The sequence below is a fragment of the Oryzomonas japonica genome, assembly GCF_008802365.1.
GTDB classification, from domain to species: domain Bacteria; phylum Desulfobacterota; class Desulfuromonadia; order Geobacterales; family Pseudopelobacteraceae; genus Oryzomonas; species Oryzomonas japonica.
Genome location: NZ_VZQZ01000001.1, coordinates 471958 through 488186, shown reverse-complemented (window position 1 = coordinate 488186; position 16229 = coordinate 471958). Strand labels below are relative to the sequence as shown.

At 58.8% G+C, this 16229-nt stretch carries 13 protein-coding genes and 1 tRNA gene; 7 read left to right on the top strand and 7 right to left on the bottom strand.

The window, feature by feature from the left end:
* The first annotated feature begins 42 nt into the window (after positions 1 to 42).
* Positions 43 to 1824: a flavocytochrome c gene (locus F6V25_RS02180; protein ID WP_151126802.1), complete on the top strand. Its 1782-nt coding sequence runs from the start codon at positions 43 to 45 to the stop codon at positions 1822 to 1824.
* 61 nt (positions 1825 to 1885) lie between these two features.
* On the top strand, positions 1886 to 3106 hold the full coding sequence (locus F6V25_RS02175) for an MFS transporter (protein WP_151126800.1): 1221 nt from the start codon (positions 1886 to 1888) through the stop codon (positions 3104 to 3106).
* A gap of 102 nt (positions 3107 to 3208) precedes the next feature.
* Here F6V25_RS02175 and F6V25_RS02170 read toward each other — a convergent pair.
* Both F6V25_RS02170 and serS read right to left on the bottom strand, forming a co-directional pair.
* Positions 3209 to 3296 (bottom strand) — tRNA-Ser (locus tag F6V25_RS02170).
* A 53-nt stretch (positions 3297 to 3349) separates the two neighbouring features.
* Complete coding sequence (serS, locus tag F6V25_RS02165; protein ID WP_151126798.1) at positions 3350 to 4618, bottom strand: serine--tRNA ligase; 1269 nt, start codon at positions 4616 to 4618, stop codon at positions 3350 to 3352.
* A gap of 79 nt (positions 4619 to 4697) precedes the next feature.
* On the opposite strand from serS, the gene F6V25_RS02160 reads away from it, so the two are divergent.
* Together F6V25_RS02160 and F6V25_RS02155 are read left to right on the top strand one after the other, a co-directional pair.
* A complete protein-coding gene (locus F6V25_RS02160; RefSeq protein WP_151126797.1) occupies positions 4698 to 5723 on the top strand; it encodes a CapA family protein in 1026 nt (341 codons plus the stop codon).
* A gap of 1 nt (position 5724) precedes the next feature.
* A complete protein-coding gene (locus tag F6V25_RS02155) occupies positions 5725 to 7431 on the top strand; it encodes a B12-binding domain-containing radical SAM protein (RefSeq protein ID WP_151126795.1) in 1707 nt (568 codons plus the stop codon).
* Between the two features lie 226 nt (positions 7432 to 7657).
* Here F6V25_RS02155 and F6V25_RS02150 read toward each other — a convergent pair whose 3' ends face one another.
* A complete protein-coding gene (locus F6V25_RS02150) occupies positions 7658 to 8020 on the bottom strand; it encodes a hypothetical protein (protein ID WP_151126793.1) in 363 nt (120 codons plus the stop codon).
* Between the two features lie 94 nt (positions 8021 to 8114).
* Between F6V25_RS02150 and F6V25_RS02145 the strand changes: the two genes are divergently transcribed.
* Together F6V25_RS02145 and F6V25_RS02140 are read left to right on the top strand one after the other, a co-directional pair.
* Positions 8115 to 8381 carry a helix-turn-helix domain-containing protein gene (locus tag F6V25_RS02145; protein WP_246166930.1) on the top strand — a complete coding sequence of 89 codons (267 nt, stop codon included), beginning with the start codon at positions 8115 to 8117 and terminating at the stop codon, positions 8379 to 8381.
* Positions 8353 to 9396, top strand: a complete 1044-nt coding sequence (locus F6V25_RS02140) for a restriction endonuclease (RefSeq protein ID WP_151126791.1) — start codon at positions 8353 to 8355, stop codon at positions 9394 to 9396. Before F6V25_RS02145 ends, F6V25_RS02140 begins: the two co-directional genes overlap by 29 nt.
* Here the strand turns inward: F6V25_RS02140 and F6V25_RS02135 are convergent.
* The 4 genes from F6V25_RS02135 to F6V25_RS02120 all read right to left on the bottom strand — a co-directional run bounded on the left by F6V25_RS02135 (position 9373) and on the right by F6V25_RS02120 (position 13815).
* A complete protein-coding gene (locus F6V25_RS02135) occupies positions 9373 to 11097 on the bottom strand; it encodes an N-6 DNA methylase family protein (protein ID WP_151126789.1) in 1725 nt (574 codons plus the stop codon). The genes F6V25_RS02140 and F6V25_RS02135 overlap by 24 nt on opposite strands.
* Before the next feature lie 285 nt (positions 11098 to 11382).
* Entirely contained in the window at positions 11383 to 12636 is a 1254-nt protein-coding gene (locus F6V25_RS02130; RefSeq protein WP_151126787.1) for an exo-beta-N-acetylmuramidase NamZ family protein, read from the bottom strand.
* The gene (locus F6V25_RS02125) at positions 12629 to 12913 is read right to left on the bottom strand and encodes a DUF4911 domain-containing protein (protein WP_151126785.1); all 285 of its coding nucleotides are present in this window, start codon (positions 12911 to 12913) and stop codon (positions 12629 to 12631) included. The genes F6V25_RS02130 and F6V25_RS02125 overlap by 8 nt, the downstream gene beginning before the upstream one ends.
* Positions 12913 to 13815 carry a polysaccharide deacetylase family protein gene (locus F6V25_RS02120; protein ID WP_151126783.1) on the bottom strand — a complete coding sequence of 301 codons (903 nt, stop codon included), beginning with the start codon at positions 13813 to 13815 and terminating at the stop codon, positions 12913 to 12915. The genes F6V25_RS02125 and F6V25_RS02120 overlap by 1 nt, the downstream gene beginning before the upstream one ends.
* A 426-nt stretch (positions 13816 to 14241) precedes the next feature.
* Here F6V25_RS02120 and F6V25_RS02115 point away from each other — a divergent pair, with 426 nt between their 5' ends.
* Positions 14242 to 16224, top strand: coding sequence for an APC family permease (locus F6V25_RS02115; RefSeq protein WP_151126781.1), 1983 nt, complete (start codon positions 14242 to 14244; stop codon positions 16222 to 16224).
* Positions 16225 to 16229: the final 5 nt, after the last annotated feature.

The following is a 16229-nucleotide window of genomic DNA, read 5'->3' as shown; positions in this document are numbered from 1 at the left end:
GAGCCTTATGGCGAACTCAACAAATAGTTAAGGAGAAACATTATGAAACGTTTTAAACGGAGTGTGCCGTTGCTATTTTTTCCAGCATTGGTCGTACTGACACCTATGGTGTGGGCCGCCACCGGCGATGGTATGCTTGCCGACCTGCATGCGAAAAAGGAATTCAAATGTGCGGCGTGCCATGGAAACGACAAGAAGATTACGGTCGATGACAACGAAACAACCGTCAACAAGAACTGTACCGCCTGCCACGGCTCACTTGCCGAAATGGCGACGCATACCAAGGAGCACATCAATCCGCACAAGTCTCATCTGGGCGAAATCAATTGTACCACCTGTCATCACGGGCATGCTTCATCGTGGGCCTATTGCCTTAACTGCCATACCTACGATATGAAGATACCCGCTGGCGGGGGGCAACCTTGGCAAAAACTGCCACCGGCCGCGGAAAAAGGAAAAGCCGGCAACCGCCAGGCCGATCAGGCTGATGTCATCATAATTGGTGCGGGAGCTACCGGTTTGACAGCCGCTATTACTGCCCATGACGCCGGAGCAAAGGTCGTGGTACTCGAAAAGCAACCGATCACGGGCGGGAACAGCATGCTGGCCGCTGGCGGAATGAATGCCGCCGGGACGTCTTTTCAGAAGGCCAAGGGGATTGCCGACTCCGTGGAGCTCATGTATCAGGACACCATGAAGGGCGGCCACAACATTAACGATCCCGAGTTGGCAAAGATACTGGCAACAAACTCGGCCGCCTCTGTTGACTGGCTATCCTCCATCGGCGCAGACATGAGTGACGTGGGCAGGATGGGGGGCGCCAGCGTCGCACGTACTCATCGCCCCAACGGCGGATCAGCGGTAGGAGCACACGTAATAGACGTTCTGCGCAGGAACGCCGCCTATCGCAATATCGATATTCGGGTCAACAGCAAGGTAGTCAAGCTTATTGAGGACAAACAGGGGCGAGTTGTCGCGGTTCAGGTGGAAGGCAAACACAGCGGTCTCTATACCATCAAGGCCAAGTCGGTGGTGCTGACCACCGGTGGTTTCTCCGCCAATCCCGAGAAAGTGGCTTATTATCGGCCCGATTATAAAGGGATGACCACATCAAATCAACCCGGCGCAACGGGCGACGGCATTGACCTGGGTGTCGGCGCCGGCGGCGAGTTGAAGGACATGAAGGAGATCCAGATTCACCCAACCGTCGCGGCCGGCAGCCGGATCCTGATCACCGAAGCGGTGCGCGGCAATGGCGCCATTTTGGTAAATCACGACGGGAAGCGTTTCGTTAACGAACTGACGACCCGCGACAAGGCATCGGCCGCTATTCTGGCCCAGAACGGCAAATCGGCGTTTCTGGTGTTCGACGAAGGTATCCGCAAGAGCCTCAAGCAGATCGACGGCTATTTTCACCTGCAACTGGTGAAGGAAGGCACCACCATCCAGGAACTTGCCGCTGCCATCAAGGTCCCGGCGGATGCCCTGGATGCAACAGTGGCGGCCTACAACAAGGCTTACGACGGGAAAAACGATCCGGACTTCAAGCGTCCCGACATCCCCCGTCCGTTGCGAACCGCCAAATACTATGCCATTGAGGTCAAGCCGGGCGTGCACTACACCATGGGGGGGCTTAAGGTCAATGCCGCTGCCCAGGTCATTGCCAAAAATGGCACGCCGATTCCCGGTTTCTACGCAGCGGGTGAGGGAACCGGCGGGGTGCATGGTGCGAACCGTCTGGGCGGCAACTCCATTTCCCAAACCATCACCTTTGGACGCATTGCCGGTGCAAATGCAGCCAAACAAGCCATAGGAAAGAAGTAGACCTGTTTTAAAAGGCGACGGGGCGGCTACTCCGCCCCGTCGCAACCATCGCAGGGGGACCATGATGGGCCGTCCAGCATGCCTCACCATACTGGAAGAACGTAACGTACGCCTCTATCTGGGAGGGCAACTGGTCTCGCTTTCCGGCACCTGGATGCAGTCGGTTGCCCAGGGCTGGTTAATCTACAGCCTGACGCACTCCCCCTTCTGGCTGGCGCTTTCGGCGGTAGCCTTGACTGCGCCAGTTTCCCTGTTGGCTCTCATGGGAGGGGCACAGGCGGACCGCGGCGACCGGCGGCGGCTTTTGATCATCACGCAAGCAGTGGCGTTGCTGCCGGCACTATTGTTGGGTCTCCTGACTCAAAACGGAATGATCACGGCTCCCTGGATCGTGGTTCTGTCCCTGATTACGGGAACGGTCAACGCTTTTGACCTGCCGGCCCGTCAGGCTCTGTGGGGCAGGCTGGTCCAACCGGAATGCCTGTTGAGCGCCCTTTCCCTAAACGCCGTTGTTTTCAACGCAACCCGCATCATGGGGCCATTGCTGGCAGGAAGCATCATTGCCGCCTGGGGCACCGCCACATGTTTTTACCTGAATGCAGCCAGCTTTATGGTTGGCATCGGCACGTTGTTGGCCATGGAACATGCCGCCGACACGCCACCAGCAAAGACGAAGGGAACCCGCAACAGCTACCGGGATGAATTGTACGACGGGCTGCGGTATGTTGCCGCCGAAAAAGACATTGCCCGAATCATTGTCCTAGTGGCGATACTCAGCGTTTTCGGTATACCCTTTGTCCCGTTGCTCCCATTTTTTGCCGATGGTATCCTGCACGTCGGTCCGCAAGGATTGGGTATGCTAGGGTCTTCTTCTGGCGCCGGCGCCCTGGCAGCAGCAGTTGTGATCGCCCTGCGAGGCGAATTACCGCATAAGGGCCGACTGTTGGTGGCTGCAGGTCTGGTATTTGCGGTCTGCTTGCTGGTCTTCGCACGCTCGCAGGCCTACTTCGCCTCCATGCTGGCGCTGCTCTTTATCGGCGCCGGGATCGTTATCCTGCTTGCACTGACCAGTTGCCTGTTGCAGCGGCGCTGTCCCGACGTCCTGCGCGGCCGGGTCATGGGGATATATACCCTTGTACTGATCGGCATGGCCCCCTTTGGTCATTTCCTGATGGGCTTGCTGACCACGACCGTAGGTGCTGCCAGGGCACTCTCCGTCTGCTCGACCATTTGTCTTACCGCCGTACTTGTCATGGCCCGCCCCATCAGTCGGATGGTCTAAGCGAGCCACCTCTTCACGTCAACAGCTGCGGCAGTAACAAATAGGGGTCATGAGCTGCGGCTCACGACCCCTTTTTAAAAACCAAATGGTTTTAAATGATTATGGCGGAAAGGGTGAGATTCGAACTCACGGAGGCTTGCACCTCGGCGGTTTTCAAGACCGCTGCCTTAAACCACTCGGCCACCCTTCCAGACACTCAAGTTCAATTTCTATAGCATACTCTCCCCCGAAATTCAAAGGGTATCAGGCGATCCGCTCCAACCCGCCCATGTAGGGGCGCAGCGCGGCGGGGACAAGCACCGAGCCGTCCGCCTGCTGGTAGTTTTCCAGCACGGCCACCACGGTCCGGCCCACGGCCAGGCCCGAACCGTTCAGTGTGTGGACGAACTCCGGCTTGGCCTTTTCGTCCTCCCGGAAGCGGATGCCGGCGCGCCGCGCCTGGAAGTCGCCGAAGGTGCTGCACGAGGAAATTTCGCGGTAGCAGCTCTGCCCCGGCAGCCAGACCTCCAGGTCATAGGTCTTGGCGGCGGAAAAACCGATGTCGCCGCTGCACAGGGCCATCACCCGGTAGGGGAGTTCCAGCAGTTGCAGGACCTTTTCCGCGTTGGCCGTCAGCTTTTCCAACTCAGCCGCCGACTCGGAGGGGTGGGTGAACTTGACCAGCTCCACCTTGTTGAACTGGTGCTGCCGGATCAGCCCCCGGGTATCCTTGCCGTAGGAACCGGCCTCGCGCCGGAAACAGGGGGTGTAGGCGGTGTAGCAGATCGGCAGGTCGGAACGCTTGAGGATCTCGCCCCGGTGGATATTGGTCACCGGCACCTCGGCCGTGGGGATGAGGAAGTATTCCGGGTCCGCCAACTTGAACAGGTCTTCCTCGAACTTGGGCAGCTGGCCGGTGGCGGTCATGGAGTCGCGGTTGACCATGAAGGGGGGCAGCACCTCCACGTAGCCATGCTGTTCCGTATGCAGGTCGAGCATGAAGCTGGTCAGGGCGCGTTCCAGACGCGCGCCGGCGCCCCGGTAGAGGGTGAAGCGCGCGCCGGTGATCTTGGCGGCCCGCTCGAAATCCAGGATGCCCAATCCCTCGCCGATCTCCCAATGGGGCTTGGCCGGGAAATCAAGAGGCTTCGGCTCGCCCCAGCTCCTGACCACCACGTTGTCGTTTTCCGATTTCCCCAGCGGCGTTGTGGGGTCGGGCAGGTTGGGCACGGTCATGAGGACGCCGGTCAACTCGTCATCCACTTGTTTGAGCTCTTCATCCAGCGCCTTGATCCTGCCGGATACCTCGCGCATCTCCAAAATCTTGTCCTGGACCAGGCTCTTGTCCTTGACCTTGCCGATCTCCTCGGAGACCGTGTTCTTGACGGCCTTGAGCGATTCGCCCTCCCGAAGCAGCGCGAGGCGCCGTCCATCCAGATTACGGAACCGTTCCAGGTAGGGGGCGCCCCCGCGGGTGGCCAGACGGCGTTCGGCCTCGTCCAGGTTTTCACGGATAAATTTCATGTCAAGCATCTGAAACACCTTTATTTTTAGGGATTAAAAGTGTATTTTTTAGCACCTGCATCACGCCACGTCAATGTAAAAGAGCCCCATGAAACGGTTACCGTCCCTCGCCATACCGATCATCGTCCTGCTCCTGGCCACGCCGTTGTGGGCCCATGCCCAGGAGATCGTCATCGGCGCCGTCGGCGACATCATGCTGGCCGGCCGATGGGCGCCGTTCCTGAAGAGCAAGGGGTACGACCATCCCTTTGGCGGGGTGACGGAGGCCCTGGCCATGAGCGACATCAACCTGGCCAACCTGGAATCCCCCATCGCGAACCGGGGAAGAGAATTCACCGCCAAGAAATTCCGCTTCCGGGCCGAGCCGGAGGTGGCCAAGGCCGTGCGCAAGGCCGGCTTCAACCTGGTCACCCTGGCGAACAACCATAGTATGGATTTCGGCGCCGAGGCTTTGACCGAGACCATGGCCAACCTGGAAACGGCGGGCATCACCTGGATCGGCGCCGGCGAGAACCTGACCGAGGCGCGCAAGATGGCGATCTTTACCGTCAAGGGAAAGAAGATCGCCTTTCTGGGCTATTCCCTGACCCAGCCGGTGGAGTTTTTCGCCGCCCGGCAGCGCCCCGGGACCGCACCGGGTTATGACACCATCTTTACCCCCGATATCGTCCGGGCACGCAAAGAGGCGGATTACGTGATCGTCTCCTTCCATTGGGGCAAGGAGGGGCACACCATGCCGACCCCCTTGCAACGCAGCATCGCCCATAAGGCCATCGACGCGGGCGCGGACGTGATCATCGGCCATCACCCCCATGTCTTGCAAGGCATCGAGCGCTACGGAAAAGGCATCGTCTTCTACAGCCTGGGCAACTTCACCTTTGCCAGCAAGAGCGCGGCAGCCGACCAGAGCGTCATCATCCGCCTGCGCCTGGACGACACGCGGCGCGAGGCGGAAATACTGCCGCTGGATGTGCTCAACCGGCGGGTGGGGTTTCAGCCCCGGCTTTTGTCGGGGAAACCGGCCGCAGGCGTTATAGAACGATTGAATTCCCTGTCGAAAGCGCTTACAACAGAGATCAAATCCCACGATAATTCATACTTTGTGAGTTTCTGACATGAAAATCCTCTTTACCACGCTCCACGCCAAATACTCCCACGCCTCCCTGGCGCTCCCCTGTCTGGCGGCATACTGCCGCGACATCCCCGGCGTAACCGCCGTCATCCGGGAATGGACCACCAACGAACCGCGCGAGCAGCTTTTGCGCCATATCATGTCCGAGCAGGCAGACATGGTGGCCTTTTCCTGCTACATCTGGAATATCGAGAAGACCCTGCGCATCGCCTCGGACATCAAGAAGATCGCGCCGGATACGCGCATCGTCCTGGGCGGCCCGGAGGCCTCCTTCAACATCTTCGAGTTGATGCACGAGAACCCGGCTGTGGACTTCGTGGTCAAGGGCGAGGGGGAGCGGGTCTTCCATCAGTTGACCGCAACCCTCATGGAGCACGGCGGCAGCAACCGGCTGGAGCGCTCCCTGGGGGAGATCGACAACCTGTATTTCCGCGACGGCGACGACATCGTCTCCGGCCCGCTCGGCAAACATTTTCTGGAACTGGACACGGTTCCCTCCCCTTTCGAGGCGGGGCTGGTGGACCTGAAAAAGCCCTTGATCTACTACGAGACCTCCCGCGGCTGCCCGTTCTCCTGCGCCTTCTGTCTCTCGGCCGCCGAGGGGCACGTCCGCTCCTTTGGCCTGGAGCGCATCAAAAGCGACCTGACCCTCCTCATGGGGCACAAGGTGGCCAATATCAAGCTGGTGGACCGCACGTTCAACTTCGACGCCCAGCGGGCCAACCAGATCTGGGAATTCATCCTGGAGCACAACCAGGGCAGCCACTTCCATTTCGAGATCGCCGCCGACCTGTTGACCGAAGAGAACCTGAACCTGCTGAAGCGCGTCCCGCCCACCATGTTCCGCTTCGAGATCGGCGTCCAGTCGGCCTCGGAAACCACCCTGCTGCGGGTCGGGCGCAAGGCGAACCTGGGCCGTATCTTCGACGCCGTCCGCCGCCTGCGGGCCGAAACCAACATCGAACTGCACCTGGATCTGATCGCCGGGCTGCCGGGGGAGGACTTCACCGGCTTTCTCGCATCCCTGCGCGCCGTGGCCGACCTGAACCCGCACATGATCCAGATCGAACCGCTCAAGGTGCTCAAGGGCTCGGCCATGCGGGAGATCGCCAGCCGGGACGACTACCACTTCTCCGGGTTCCCCCCCTACACGATCCTGCGCAACCCGTGGCTCGCCTTTGCGGATATCAGCCGCATCGAAACCATCGGGCGTCTGCTGGACCTGTTTTACAACCATGACGGTTTTACCGCGACGCTGGCGCTGTTGCGGCGCACCATCGACACGGCCTCCCTTTTCGACCGCATGGCGCGCCAGGCGGGCAACGACAACCTCTCCGGCCTCTCCACCCGCCGCGTGTACGAACTGTTCGCCCGTCTGGCGGAGCCGTTGGTGGACGACGCGACGCGGCGCCTGCTGCACGACGCGCTCTTCTTCGACTATTGCCGCCACGAGATGCCGCTCATGGGCAAGCTCCCCTCCTTTGCCGCCGAACGCCAGGCGGACTGCACCTGGCCCGGCCTGCGCGACCTGCCCAATCCCCCGGACCTGCCGGCGGACAGCCGGGTGAAGGCCTTCCGCTGTACGTTTTTGAAGGATTATCGTAGCGAGGAGTGGAAAAACGGGGCGGTGGGGATTACCTTCGTGTACGCCTCCGGGGCGGGGCGGGGGTTGCAGGTGTTGGTGGTGTAGGTTATTTCCTTCTTTGCCAGAGGGGAAAGCAGAGATTGCCTGGCTTGCACGACAGGCAACCTTCCGACCTAACGAGATTACGTTCGCCTTTTGTGAAATGTGTGGGGCTGACACTTGTTGGTTCCCAGATTAAAAAGGTTGGAGAGCAGGAAGGGGCAAAACAAAGGTTATCGGTGGCGCTTCTGGAAGTTATGGAAAATCTCCGTTTTCCTCTTGACAAAACTTATCATGGATGTCCTCCGGAATTACGCCTTACCTCTATAACAAGGGAATCCCGATTCGCGGCATCTTTTCCATCTCCAACAAATATGCACGTATGGCTACCAAGATCGTTCCAGGTATCCGGTGCGACTTTCTCGAAAACCCTGAAGTTGGCTCCAATCCTCAAGCTGGAAAGTATCTGGGCCGTCTCCGGTGCTGCTTTGTAGAAACAGAAGCACAGCGTATCACCCTTCCTGTAGTTGAACCGCTTTCTGCGCCGGTCAAGGCTGAAAAGCATGGATTTAAGCTGCCCTTCCTCGACATAAGCAGCCCGTATCTTCCGGTGTATCTGAAACACCTCCTGCCATTTCATCACAGCCACTGTCATTACCTCCACTTAAACACTAGATGCTACTCATAGTCTGTAGACTTGAAGTCTTCATTGTTAGAAATTATCCCAGAAAATATAACGGAGCTACTTAATGGGCTTGCGAAAACCCAGTTCAGGACTCACACAGATTCTTTCGGAAAACCTGCGATTCCTCAGAAATCAACGAGGTCTCTCACAAGAAGAACTCGCGGAAGTTTGCGGCATCCACAGGACGTATGTGGGGTCGATCGAAAGAGGTGAGCGCAACGTGACCCTGAGTTCCCTTGAGCTTTTCGCATCTGCCTTGAACGTGTCAGTTCCGCGACTACTCATGAAAAATCTGGGAAACAATGACGACGACAATCAAGACGCCGGATGAGTATGTAAATTCAATCAGAAATAGTTGCCTTTCGATTTATCAGCCCGTCACTATCGGTGGAGATCACTGGATACCAACCCCCACATTGGAACTCATCCTGAACCGAGAACTCGCCGGAATCAGCCTTGCCGGGTTGCCACTACGAACTCGGTCGAAAGTAGTCAAAGAGCACATTTGTAAAGCTCTTGGCTATCCCATCCCCGCTTCGTTCAAGAAAACCCATCCGCGCTTTCCGGGACAAGATTTCGATACCTACACACAGAAGTCGAACAATCTCCAAATTTGGAACGAGGAGATTACTCCGACTCGCCGCTATGTGGTAATCGGGATTTCAGAGACAGACAAAATTACCCGTGTAAAAGTCCTCTCCGGTGATTCCCTTGCCCGTTACGATACCACCGGAACTCTCACCCAAAAGTATCAGGCGCGGCTCACATCCGGAGCGACACCAACGGAACTTGTTGTCAACGTAGACACCAATATCATTCTGCCGCAAGTAGCAGCAGGGGTTTCAATGGCTATGTACAACCCGACCAATTATCCATTGCCGGGGCAGCTGCTCCCGATTCGGGAACTCTTCGGCAAGCTATCTCCCCTCATAGGCCAGAAATTCCCTGACCGTGGCCGTGTCCAAGAACGGAACCGGGGAGCTGATTTACACCGCCTCGTCTGCCAAGCTCTCGGCTATCCTGGCTACCAGGACAACGGCCAGTTCCCGGATGTGCTCCACCAACTGCTGGAAGTGAAACTGCAGACTTCCCCAACTATCGACCTTGGGCTAGTGACACCCGATAGCACCTCTGCCCTTGATGTGCCGATGTTGAACAACCATCAGGTGCGGCACTGTGATGTGCGGTATGCGCTGTTCTGCGCGACCACGGATGGCCTCGAAGTCGTGATTACTCATTTTTTCCTGACCACCGGAGCCGCCTTCTTCAGCAGGTTCCCGCAGTTCGGCGGGAAGGTGCTCAACAAGAAGCTCCAGCTTCCGCTACCCGGTGACTTCTTCGACTAACCCGAATGCTTGCCACACCATAGCATTTAGCTGCTTTACCAAACCCGTTGCATCTGCCGTGTCTATTTCTTCGTGGATGCGTTTCGCTAGGGCGATAATTTCAGTCGAAAGCGGCGTATCATGGGCAGGGAGGGGGAACTTCTCAACGTATTGAGTAATGAACCTTCTCCGTCCCGCGTACAACTTGTTGTTGAAGCTGTAATCGTAAAATGACTCGATGAAGGTGGAATTTGCAACTGCTGCCGCCAGCCATACCAAGTCGGTGTTTTTGCCTTCCACTACCAGCCAGTAGCAATCCCCGTTTACCACTCCACCACTGTCATCAACCCAGAAGGTCGGCTTTTCGGAGATATCCCGGAAAACCAGTTTCGGATAATTCCATGCAGCCGGGTCTTGCGGCACCCAGATTTCGTACCACTTTCTTCCTGCCTCAATAACGTATTTCCGTCCTTCCAGCGCCGTTTTGTGCTCCAGCAGATACTTCTCGGAATTCGGGTGTCGCGTGATGTCGATACAGCGCCGATTCCCGTTCACCACCTCATGGGGATAGAGAATCTTCGTATCCTTCTTCGGCGGCAATGCCCGGAAGCTCCGCGCAACGTGGTGCGTGATGAGGGGCCTCAACAGTTCCGGGATATGCCCGCCTGTAGCCGCTTCCCAATCCGACCTTATGAACACTTTGTCAGCTGTAGTTTTCACGCCTACCCGAATCTTGCCGACATCTCCGAACATTTTCCATGTGTGAGCTTTTACAGTATCAAGCCATGCGTCATTTGTCGTAGTGGCGATACGCCATACGCTGTCGTGCATTGGCCCACTATCCAGAGTCCCATGCTGCACCTTGAAAGCCCTGCCGTCATCAAGCCCTACGATTCCGTCCGTGGTAAGGGCTTCGATAGGATTGGCGGCTTGGACTTCCGGTTTCTCAGTACATTGATAAATAGAAGTAAAAACCGGCTCATAATGGACAGCACCGTTGCTGCCGTGCGCCAGCAGAACGGCAGGGAGTACAGCAGCTTCAAACAGCTTGGTGTCACCGAAATCCCATACTTTCATCAGGTTGAATCCGTCCAGGATGGCTTTGCGGGCAGAGCCACCAGATTTGGTTGTCATGAATCTGTTGGAAACGATGATGCCCGCGACGCCTTTGGGCTTGAGAACTTTCGCCATGCCGATGATGAAGGCGTAGTACAGGTCAATCCGGCCTTCCAGCCCGAATTCCCGTGCCAGAATCTTAGCCCTGTCTGCGCCAAGAATCTGGGTTCTGACATATGGCGGATTGGCAATGATGATATCATATTTTAGAAGCGAGTTCTGCCCGAAGAGGCTGGTTTGACTTGAAGTCTCATAGCACTCAAGCACATGTGAAAGGAAGTCTTCGTGCTGTAGGTGCAAAACTGCATTGGGGTGTTTGCGGGAGAGGGTAGCCGTCGCGTTGTTGATAGCCTCTAAGTTGGTGTCATAGCCATAGACGTGGATAGTCTGGTTAGCCTTCTGCGGGATACGCTCTAGCAGGCTATCGAGTAGCTGTCCGTCACCAATGGCCGGGTCAAAGATGTTAAGTATGTCATTGTCCGGGACGATACCGGCGTTGATAATCTGAGTGGCTACGAAATCTGCCAGTAATTGAGGCGTGTAAGTGGCTCCATCCGACTTCTCTTTTGCGACCTTCTGGTACCTTCTTTTCGGCTTCGAATCCATGCTTTCTCCCGTACAAACCATACCTTAAAGTATGCAAAAAGCCCTGAAAAGTCAAGGTAAAGGGAACTAACGATACTGCAATGGCAAGCTCAAAACATGTCTAATGTTAATTTTTTGGAACATCAGCACAGAGCTGCTAAATCAACTTGAAAATGCCCCATGGGACTAAATAAGGACACTCCCTATTCTTCTAAACCGAGGCCGCACTTTTTTGAGCCATTGCGGCTGATCCAAACGAAATCCCAGCATATCCACAAAGCTTATTGAAGCCCAGCCACTATCCCCTCAATACAACAAATACCCGCTCCGCACCACCTTGAACCGTTCCAACTCCTTATCCCACCGCCTAACCAGATCAAGGGGGCTAACCCCCTTCTGCCGCAGCAGACGCCACGCCTCCCGATCCCCCACCTCGGTGCCGAACCCTTCATAAACCTTGAACTGCCGGGGATGGGTCTCGTAGAAGGCCTGGGCTAGGTGCAGCCCGGCCAGGACGGGATCGAGCCGGTCCCGGTCCAGGCTGGCGACGCAGACGCCGGAGCAGCGCTTGCCCCGATAGGGGTGCCCGGCCGCGGTCGGCACAAAACTGCACGGGGTAAAGCTTATGCCGGGGATATGGCGGCCCGCCAGGTTGCGCGCCACGGCCGCGCCGTCCGCCCAGGGGGCGCCGTAGGCCAGAAAGGGGCGCTCCGTCCCGCGCCCCACCGAGAGGTTGGCCGTTTCCAGGGTCCCCGGCCCGGGGTAGAGGATGGCGGCCGAGAGGCTCTTCATGTTGGGCGAGGGGTTGATCCAGGTGAGGCCGGTTGCGTCGTAATACATGGAGCGCCGCCACCCCTGCATCGGGACGACGGTCAGGCGGCAGCCAATGCCGAATTCCGTGTTGAAGAGCCGCGCCAGCTCTCCTATCGTCATGCCGTGGCGGGTGGGGATGGGATGGATGCTGGTGATGGCGCCGCAGCCACTCGCCCGCTCGGGCAGGGGCGTGGTCGGGATGGCGCCCTCTACCCGCTCACCCCCCAGGGGGTTGGGGCGGTCCAGGACCACCATGGGGATACCGGCGTCGCGGGCCGCGCGCATGGCGAGGGAGAGGGTGCCGATGTAGGTGTAGAAGCGGGTGCCGATATCCTGGATATCGAAGACCAGTATATCCACCCCCCGCAGCATGGCGGGTGTGGGGCGGCAGGTGGCGCCGTAGAGGCTGTGCACCGGCAGGCCGCTGGCCCGGTCGATGGCCGACGCGACCTTGTCGTCCGCCTCGCCCCGGATGCCGTGCTCGGGGCTGAACAGGGCGGTCAGGCGGCAGCCGGGAGCCCTATTGATGATGTCGATGGTGCTGCGACCGTCCCGGGAACGGCCGGTGTGGTTGGTGATCAGGCCGACCCGTTTCCCCTGCAGGAGGTCGAAACCGCGCTGTTCCAGCACATCGATGCCCGGCAGGACCGGGCCGGCGGCGGCAAAGAGTTGCGCCGGGAGACACGGGATCATCAGGAGGAACAGGAGGACTCGGATGACGGCCACGCGGCCGGTCCTGTCACTCACCGCTCTGTTCCTCCCAGGCGACCGGTTCCATGGTCACCCTGGTGCCCAATTCGGCCAGCAGCTCATCCATCTCCTCCACGAAGCCGGGCATGAGGGCGATACGGATGATGCCGTCCACGTTGTCCACGGTGCTCATGGTGTTCATCCCCTCATAGGCCTCCAGGATGAACTTGAGGTAGACCATATCCCGGTGCTTGACCCGGAAATAACGGCAGACGGCATCGGACAGGGGCACTTCGGGGGAAAACAGGCTGGGTGAAGGAGGTTGAAAACGCATCACGGGATCTCTTCCCCCTGGATGGCCACCAAGCCCGCGCGGCCGGGAATCTCACCCATGAAGAGCCGGCACGCCGGCACGTTGGAGACCTGGCGCGCCGCATCGCCCAGGGTGATGCAGCGGATGCCCTCTGCCGCGAAACGCTCCAGCAGGCGGACAAAGGAAGCCCGGATGGCGCCCCCCTCCAGTTCGGCGTGGATGGTCAGCACGTTGAGCCCATCCTTCACCTGCGCAAAGTAGTAATCGTGGATGTTTTCGGGGGTGACGCCGTTCTCGCCCAGGATCTCGTCGGCGGTGGGCAGGGTGGTGGGGATCTGGAGGGTGCGGAAGCGGCGGCCGTCCATGACCGGGTAGAAGGGGTGGGTGCCGCGCCCGTCGCTGCAATAGCTCAATCCCATGGCGTCCTGCACCTCCAGGGAATCGGGCGACACGGTCCAGCCGGGGGCCGCCGTGGTTACGGCGCGATGCCCCAGGATTTTCTCGAACTGGCCGCCCGCCAGGCCCAGCTCCATGGCGGTCACGCGCTTGGGAAACCAGGGGAGGTAATCGTGCCATTTGACATGGTCCCAGCAGTGGATGCCGACCTCGTGGCCGCGCTGTTCCGTTGCCTTTAGCACGTCGGGAAAGGCTGCCCCGATCATGGGCGCCGGCAACAGCGTGCCGTAGAGCATGGTTTTGATGCCGTAGGCCGCGGGCGCCTTGGTGCGCAGCATCTTTTTCAGGAAGCCCTTGCGGGTGAAGATCCGCCGGATGGCCTTGCCCGAATTGTCCGGCCCCAGGGAAAAATAGAAGGTGGCCTGGCCCCCGAAACGGGCCATGTCCTCCAAAAGCGCCGGCACGCCGTCGCGCGTCCCGGCATAGGTATCCACATCCACCTTCAATGCAACGATCTTTTCAGCCATGGAGCGTCCGTCCCCTACTCTTCGTTTGCGATAGGGCCGGAGTTTATCAAGGTTTGCCCGCCGTGTACAACCCAAATATGGCGCTAGTACCTTGTAACAGTTGAATCAACGGGGAAATAGTCCCCTCCCCCCTTGCGGGGGAGGGTTAGGGTGGGGGAGGTTGCCATGTAATGAGCCCATGGCAGCTTCACCCACCCCCTAACCCCCTCCCGTCAAGAGAGGGGGAACCTTCCGAAATATTTAACGTTACCTGGTTCCAGCATCGCCATACCGCCCGTCTTGATGTTTTCTTGATGCCGTGGCCGGACATCTTGATACTTTCTTGATGGCGGGAGTGGTAGATTGAAAAACTTACATCGCAAGGTACACTAGAGTTGAACGGTCGTAATGCGGCAATGGTGCAGGCCACAGCCTGGGGAGAAACAGATGGAGCCGGAAAACGATCCCGCCGACAGCGGCATCTTCAAAAAGATCGCCCGCGCCGTATTCGGAAGCCCAAAACTCATCAAGGACCCGCATCTCTTCCACAAGATGTCCCTCATTCCCATACTCGCCTGGGTCGGCCTGGGGGCCGACGGCCTCTCTTCATCGGCCTACGGCCCCGAGGAGGCCTTCCGCGCCCTGGGGCAGCACACCTACCTGGCGATCCTCCTGGGGCTGGCCACGGCCTTCACCGTCTTCATCATCTCCTACGCCTACTCGCGGATCATAGAGCACTTCCCCCACGGCGGCGGCGGCTACATCGTGGCGACCCACATGCTGGGGGAGAAGGCGGGGGTGGTCTCGGGCAGCGCCCTGCTGGTGGACTACGTGCTGACCATCACCGTGTCCATCGCGGCCTGCGTGGATGCCATGTTCAGCTATGTCCCCCACCAGTTCCACCAGTACAAGGTCCCCTTCGCCTGCTTCCTGGCGGTGGTGCTCATTATCCTGAACATCCGCGGCGTCAAGGAATCCATTTCCGTACTGGCCCCGATTTTCGCCACCTTTGTGGTTACCCACATCCTGATGCTCCTGGACGGCATCTTCACCCACACCGACCGTTTCGCCCCGCTCGCCCGGGATTTCCAGAGCGGGCTCCACCATGATCTCTCCACCATCGGCTTCTTCGGCATCATGTTACTATTCCTGCGGGCCTACTCCCTGGGCGGCGGTACCTATACCGGCATCGAGGCGGTCTCCAACGGCCTGCAGATCATGCGCGAACCGCGGGTGCAGACCGGCAAACGGACCATGGTCTACATGGCCACTTCCCTGGCCTTCACCGCCGGGGTGCTCTTTCTCTGCTATTCGCTGATCGGCATCAGGCCGGTGGAGGGCAAAACCCTCAACGCCGTGCTGGCCGACGGCCTGTTCAGCGATTGGCCCATGGGGCATGCGATAGCCTTCATCACCATCTTCTCGGAAGGCGCCCTGCTCCTGGTGGCCGCCCAGACCGGCTTCGTGGACGGACCGCGGGTCATGGCCAACATGGCGGTGGATTCCTGGTTCCCCCACCGCTTTGCCGCCCTCTCCGTCCGGCTGACCATGCGCAACGGCATCATGCTCATGGGCACGGCGGCCATCGCCCTGCTGCTCTATACCAGGGGATCGGTGGATGCGCTCATCGTCATGTACTCCATCAACGTCTTCGTCACCTTCTCCCTTTCCCAACTGGGCATGTCGCGTTTTTTCATCCAGCGCCGCAGGGAAGACCCGAAATGGCTGCAACACCTGAGCGTACATCTCGTCGGCCTGGTAATCTGCGCCACCATCCTGGTCATCACCACGGTGGAGAAGTTTGCCGAAGGGGGATGGCTGACCCTGCTGATCACCTCGGTGGTCATCGCCCTCTGCTACCAGATCAAGGGGCATTACACCAGGGTGCGCCAGGGGATCGCCCAACTGGACGACACCTTGCTGGACTTTCCCATCACCCGTCCCTATAACGACGCCCCCCTGAACCGCAACGATACCACCGCCATCCAACTGGTCTCCGGCTACAGCGGCTTTGGCGTGCACACCCTGCTCTCGATCCTGACCATCTTCCCCCAAACCTACAAAAACGTGGTGTTCGTCTCCGTGGCGGTGGTCGATTCCGGCTCCTTCAAAGGTGCCGAAGAGGTTGAGGCCCTGGAGGCCTCGGTCAAGGCAGGATTGGAAAAATACGTTACCCTGGCGCGACGCCTCGGCTTCGCCGCCGATTATCGCATGGAGGTGGCCACCGACGTGGTGGAAACCGTTACCGGTATCTGCAAGCAGGTCCACGAGGAGTACCCGCGCTCGGTGGTCTTCACCGGCCAGCTCACCTTCAGGCTGGAAAAGTTCTACCACAGGATGCTGCACAACGAGACCGCCTTCGCCATCCAGCGGCGCTTGCAGTGGGATGGCCTCACCACGGTCATCCTGCCCATACGGATGAGGAGCTGAAGCCG

Coding starts and splice junctions, on each gene's coding strand:
- F6V25_RS02145 (WP_246166930.1), top strand. CDS start 8,115: ATGGGCTTGCGAAAACCCAGTTCAGGACTCACACAGATTCTTTCGGAA.
- serS (WP_151126798.1), bottom strand. CDS start 4,618: ATGCTTGACATGAAATTTATCCGTGAAAACCTGGACGAGGCCGAACGC.
- F6V25_RS02140 (WP_151126791.1), top strand. CDS start 8,353: ATGACGACGACAATCAAGACGCCGGATGAGTATGTAAATTCAATCAGA.
- F6V25_RS02135 (WP_151126789.1), bottom strand. CDS start 11,097: ATGGATTCGAAGCCGAAAAGAAGGTACCAGAAGGTCGCAAAAGAGAAG.
- F6V25_RS02115 (WP_151126781.1), top strand. CDS start 14,242: ATGGAGCCGGAAAACGATCCCGCCGACAGCGGCATCTTCAAAAAGATC.
- F6V25_RS02180 (WP_151126802.1), top strand. CDS start 43: ATGAAACGTTTTAAACGGAGTGTGCCGTTGCTATTTTTTCCAGCATTG.
- F6V25_RS02175 (WP_151126800.1), top strand. CDS start 1,886: ATGATGGGCCGTCCAGCATGCCTCACCATACTGGAAGAACGTAACGTA.
- F6V25_RS02160 (WP_151126797.1), top strand. CDS start 4,698: ATGAAACGGTTACCGTCCCTCGCCATACCGATCATCGTCCTGCTCCTG.
- F6V25_RS02120 (WP_151126783.1), bottom strand. CDS start 13,815: ATGGCTGAAAAGATCGTTGCATTGAAGGTGGATGTGGATACCTATGCC.
- F6V25_RS02155 (WP_151126795.1), top strand. CDS start 5,725: ATGAAAATCCTCTTTACCACGCTCCACGCCAAATACTCCCACGCCTCC.
- F6V25_RS02150 (WP_151126793.1), bottom strand. CDS start 8,020: ATGACAGTGGCTGTGATGAAATGGCAGGAGGTGTTTCAGATACACCGG.
- F6V25_RS02125 (WP_151126785.1), bottom strand. CDS start 12,913: ATGCGTTTTCAACCTCCTTCACCCAGCCTGTTTTCCCCCGAAGTGCCC.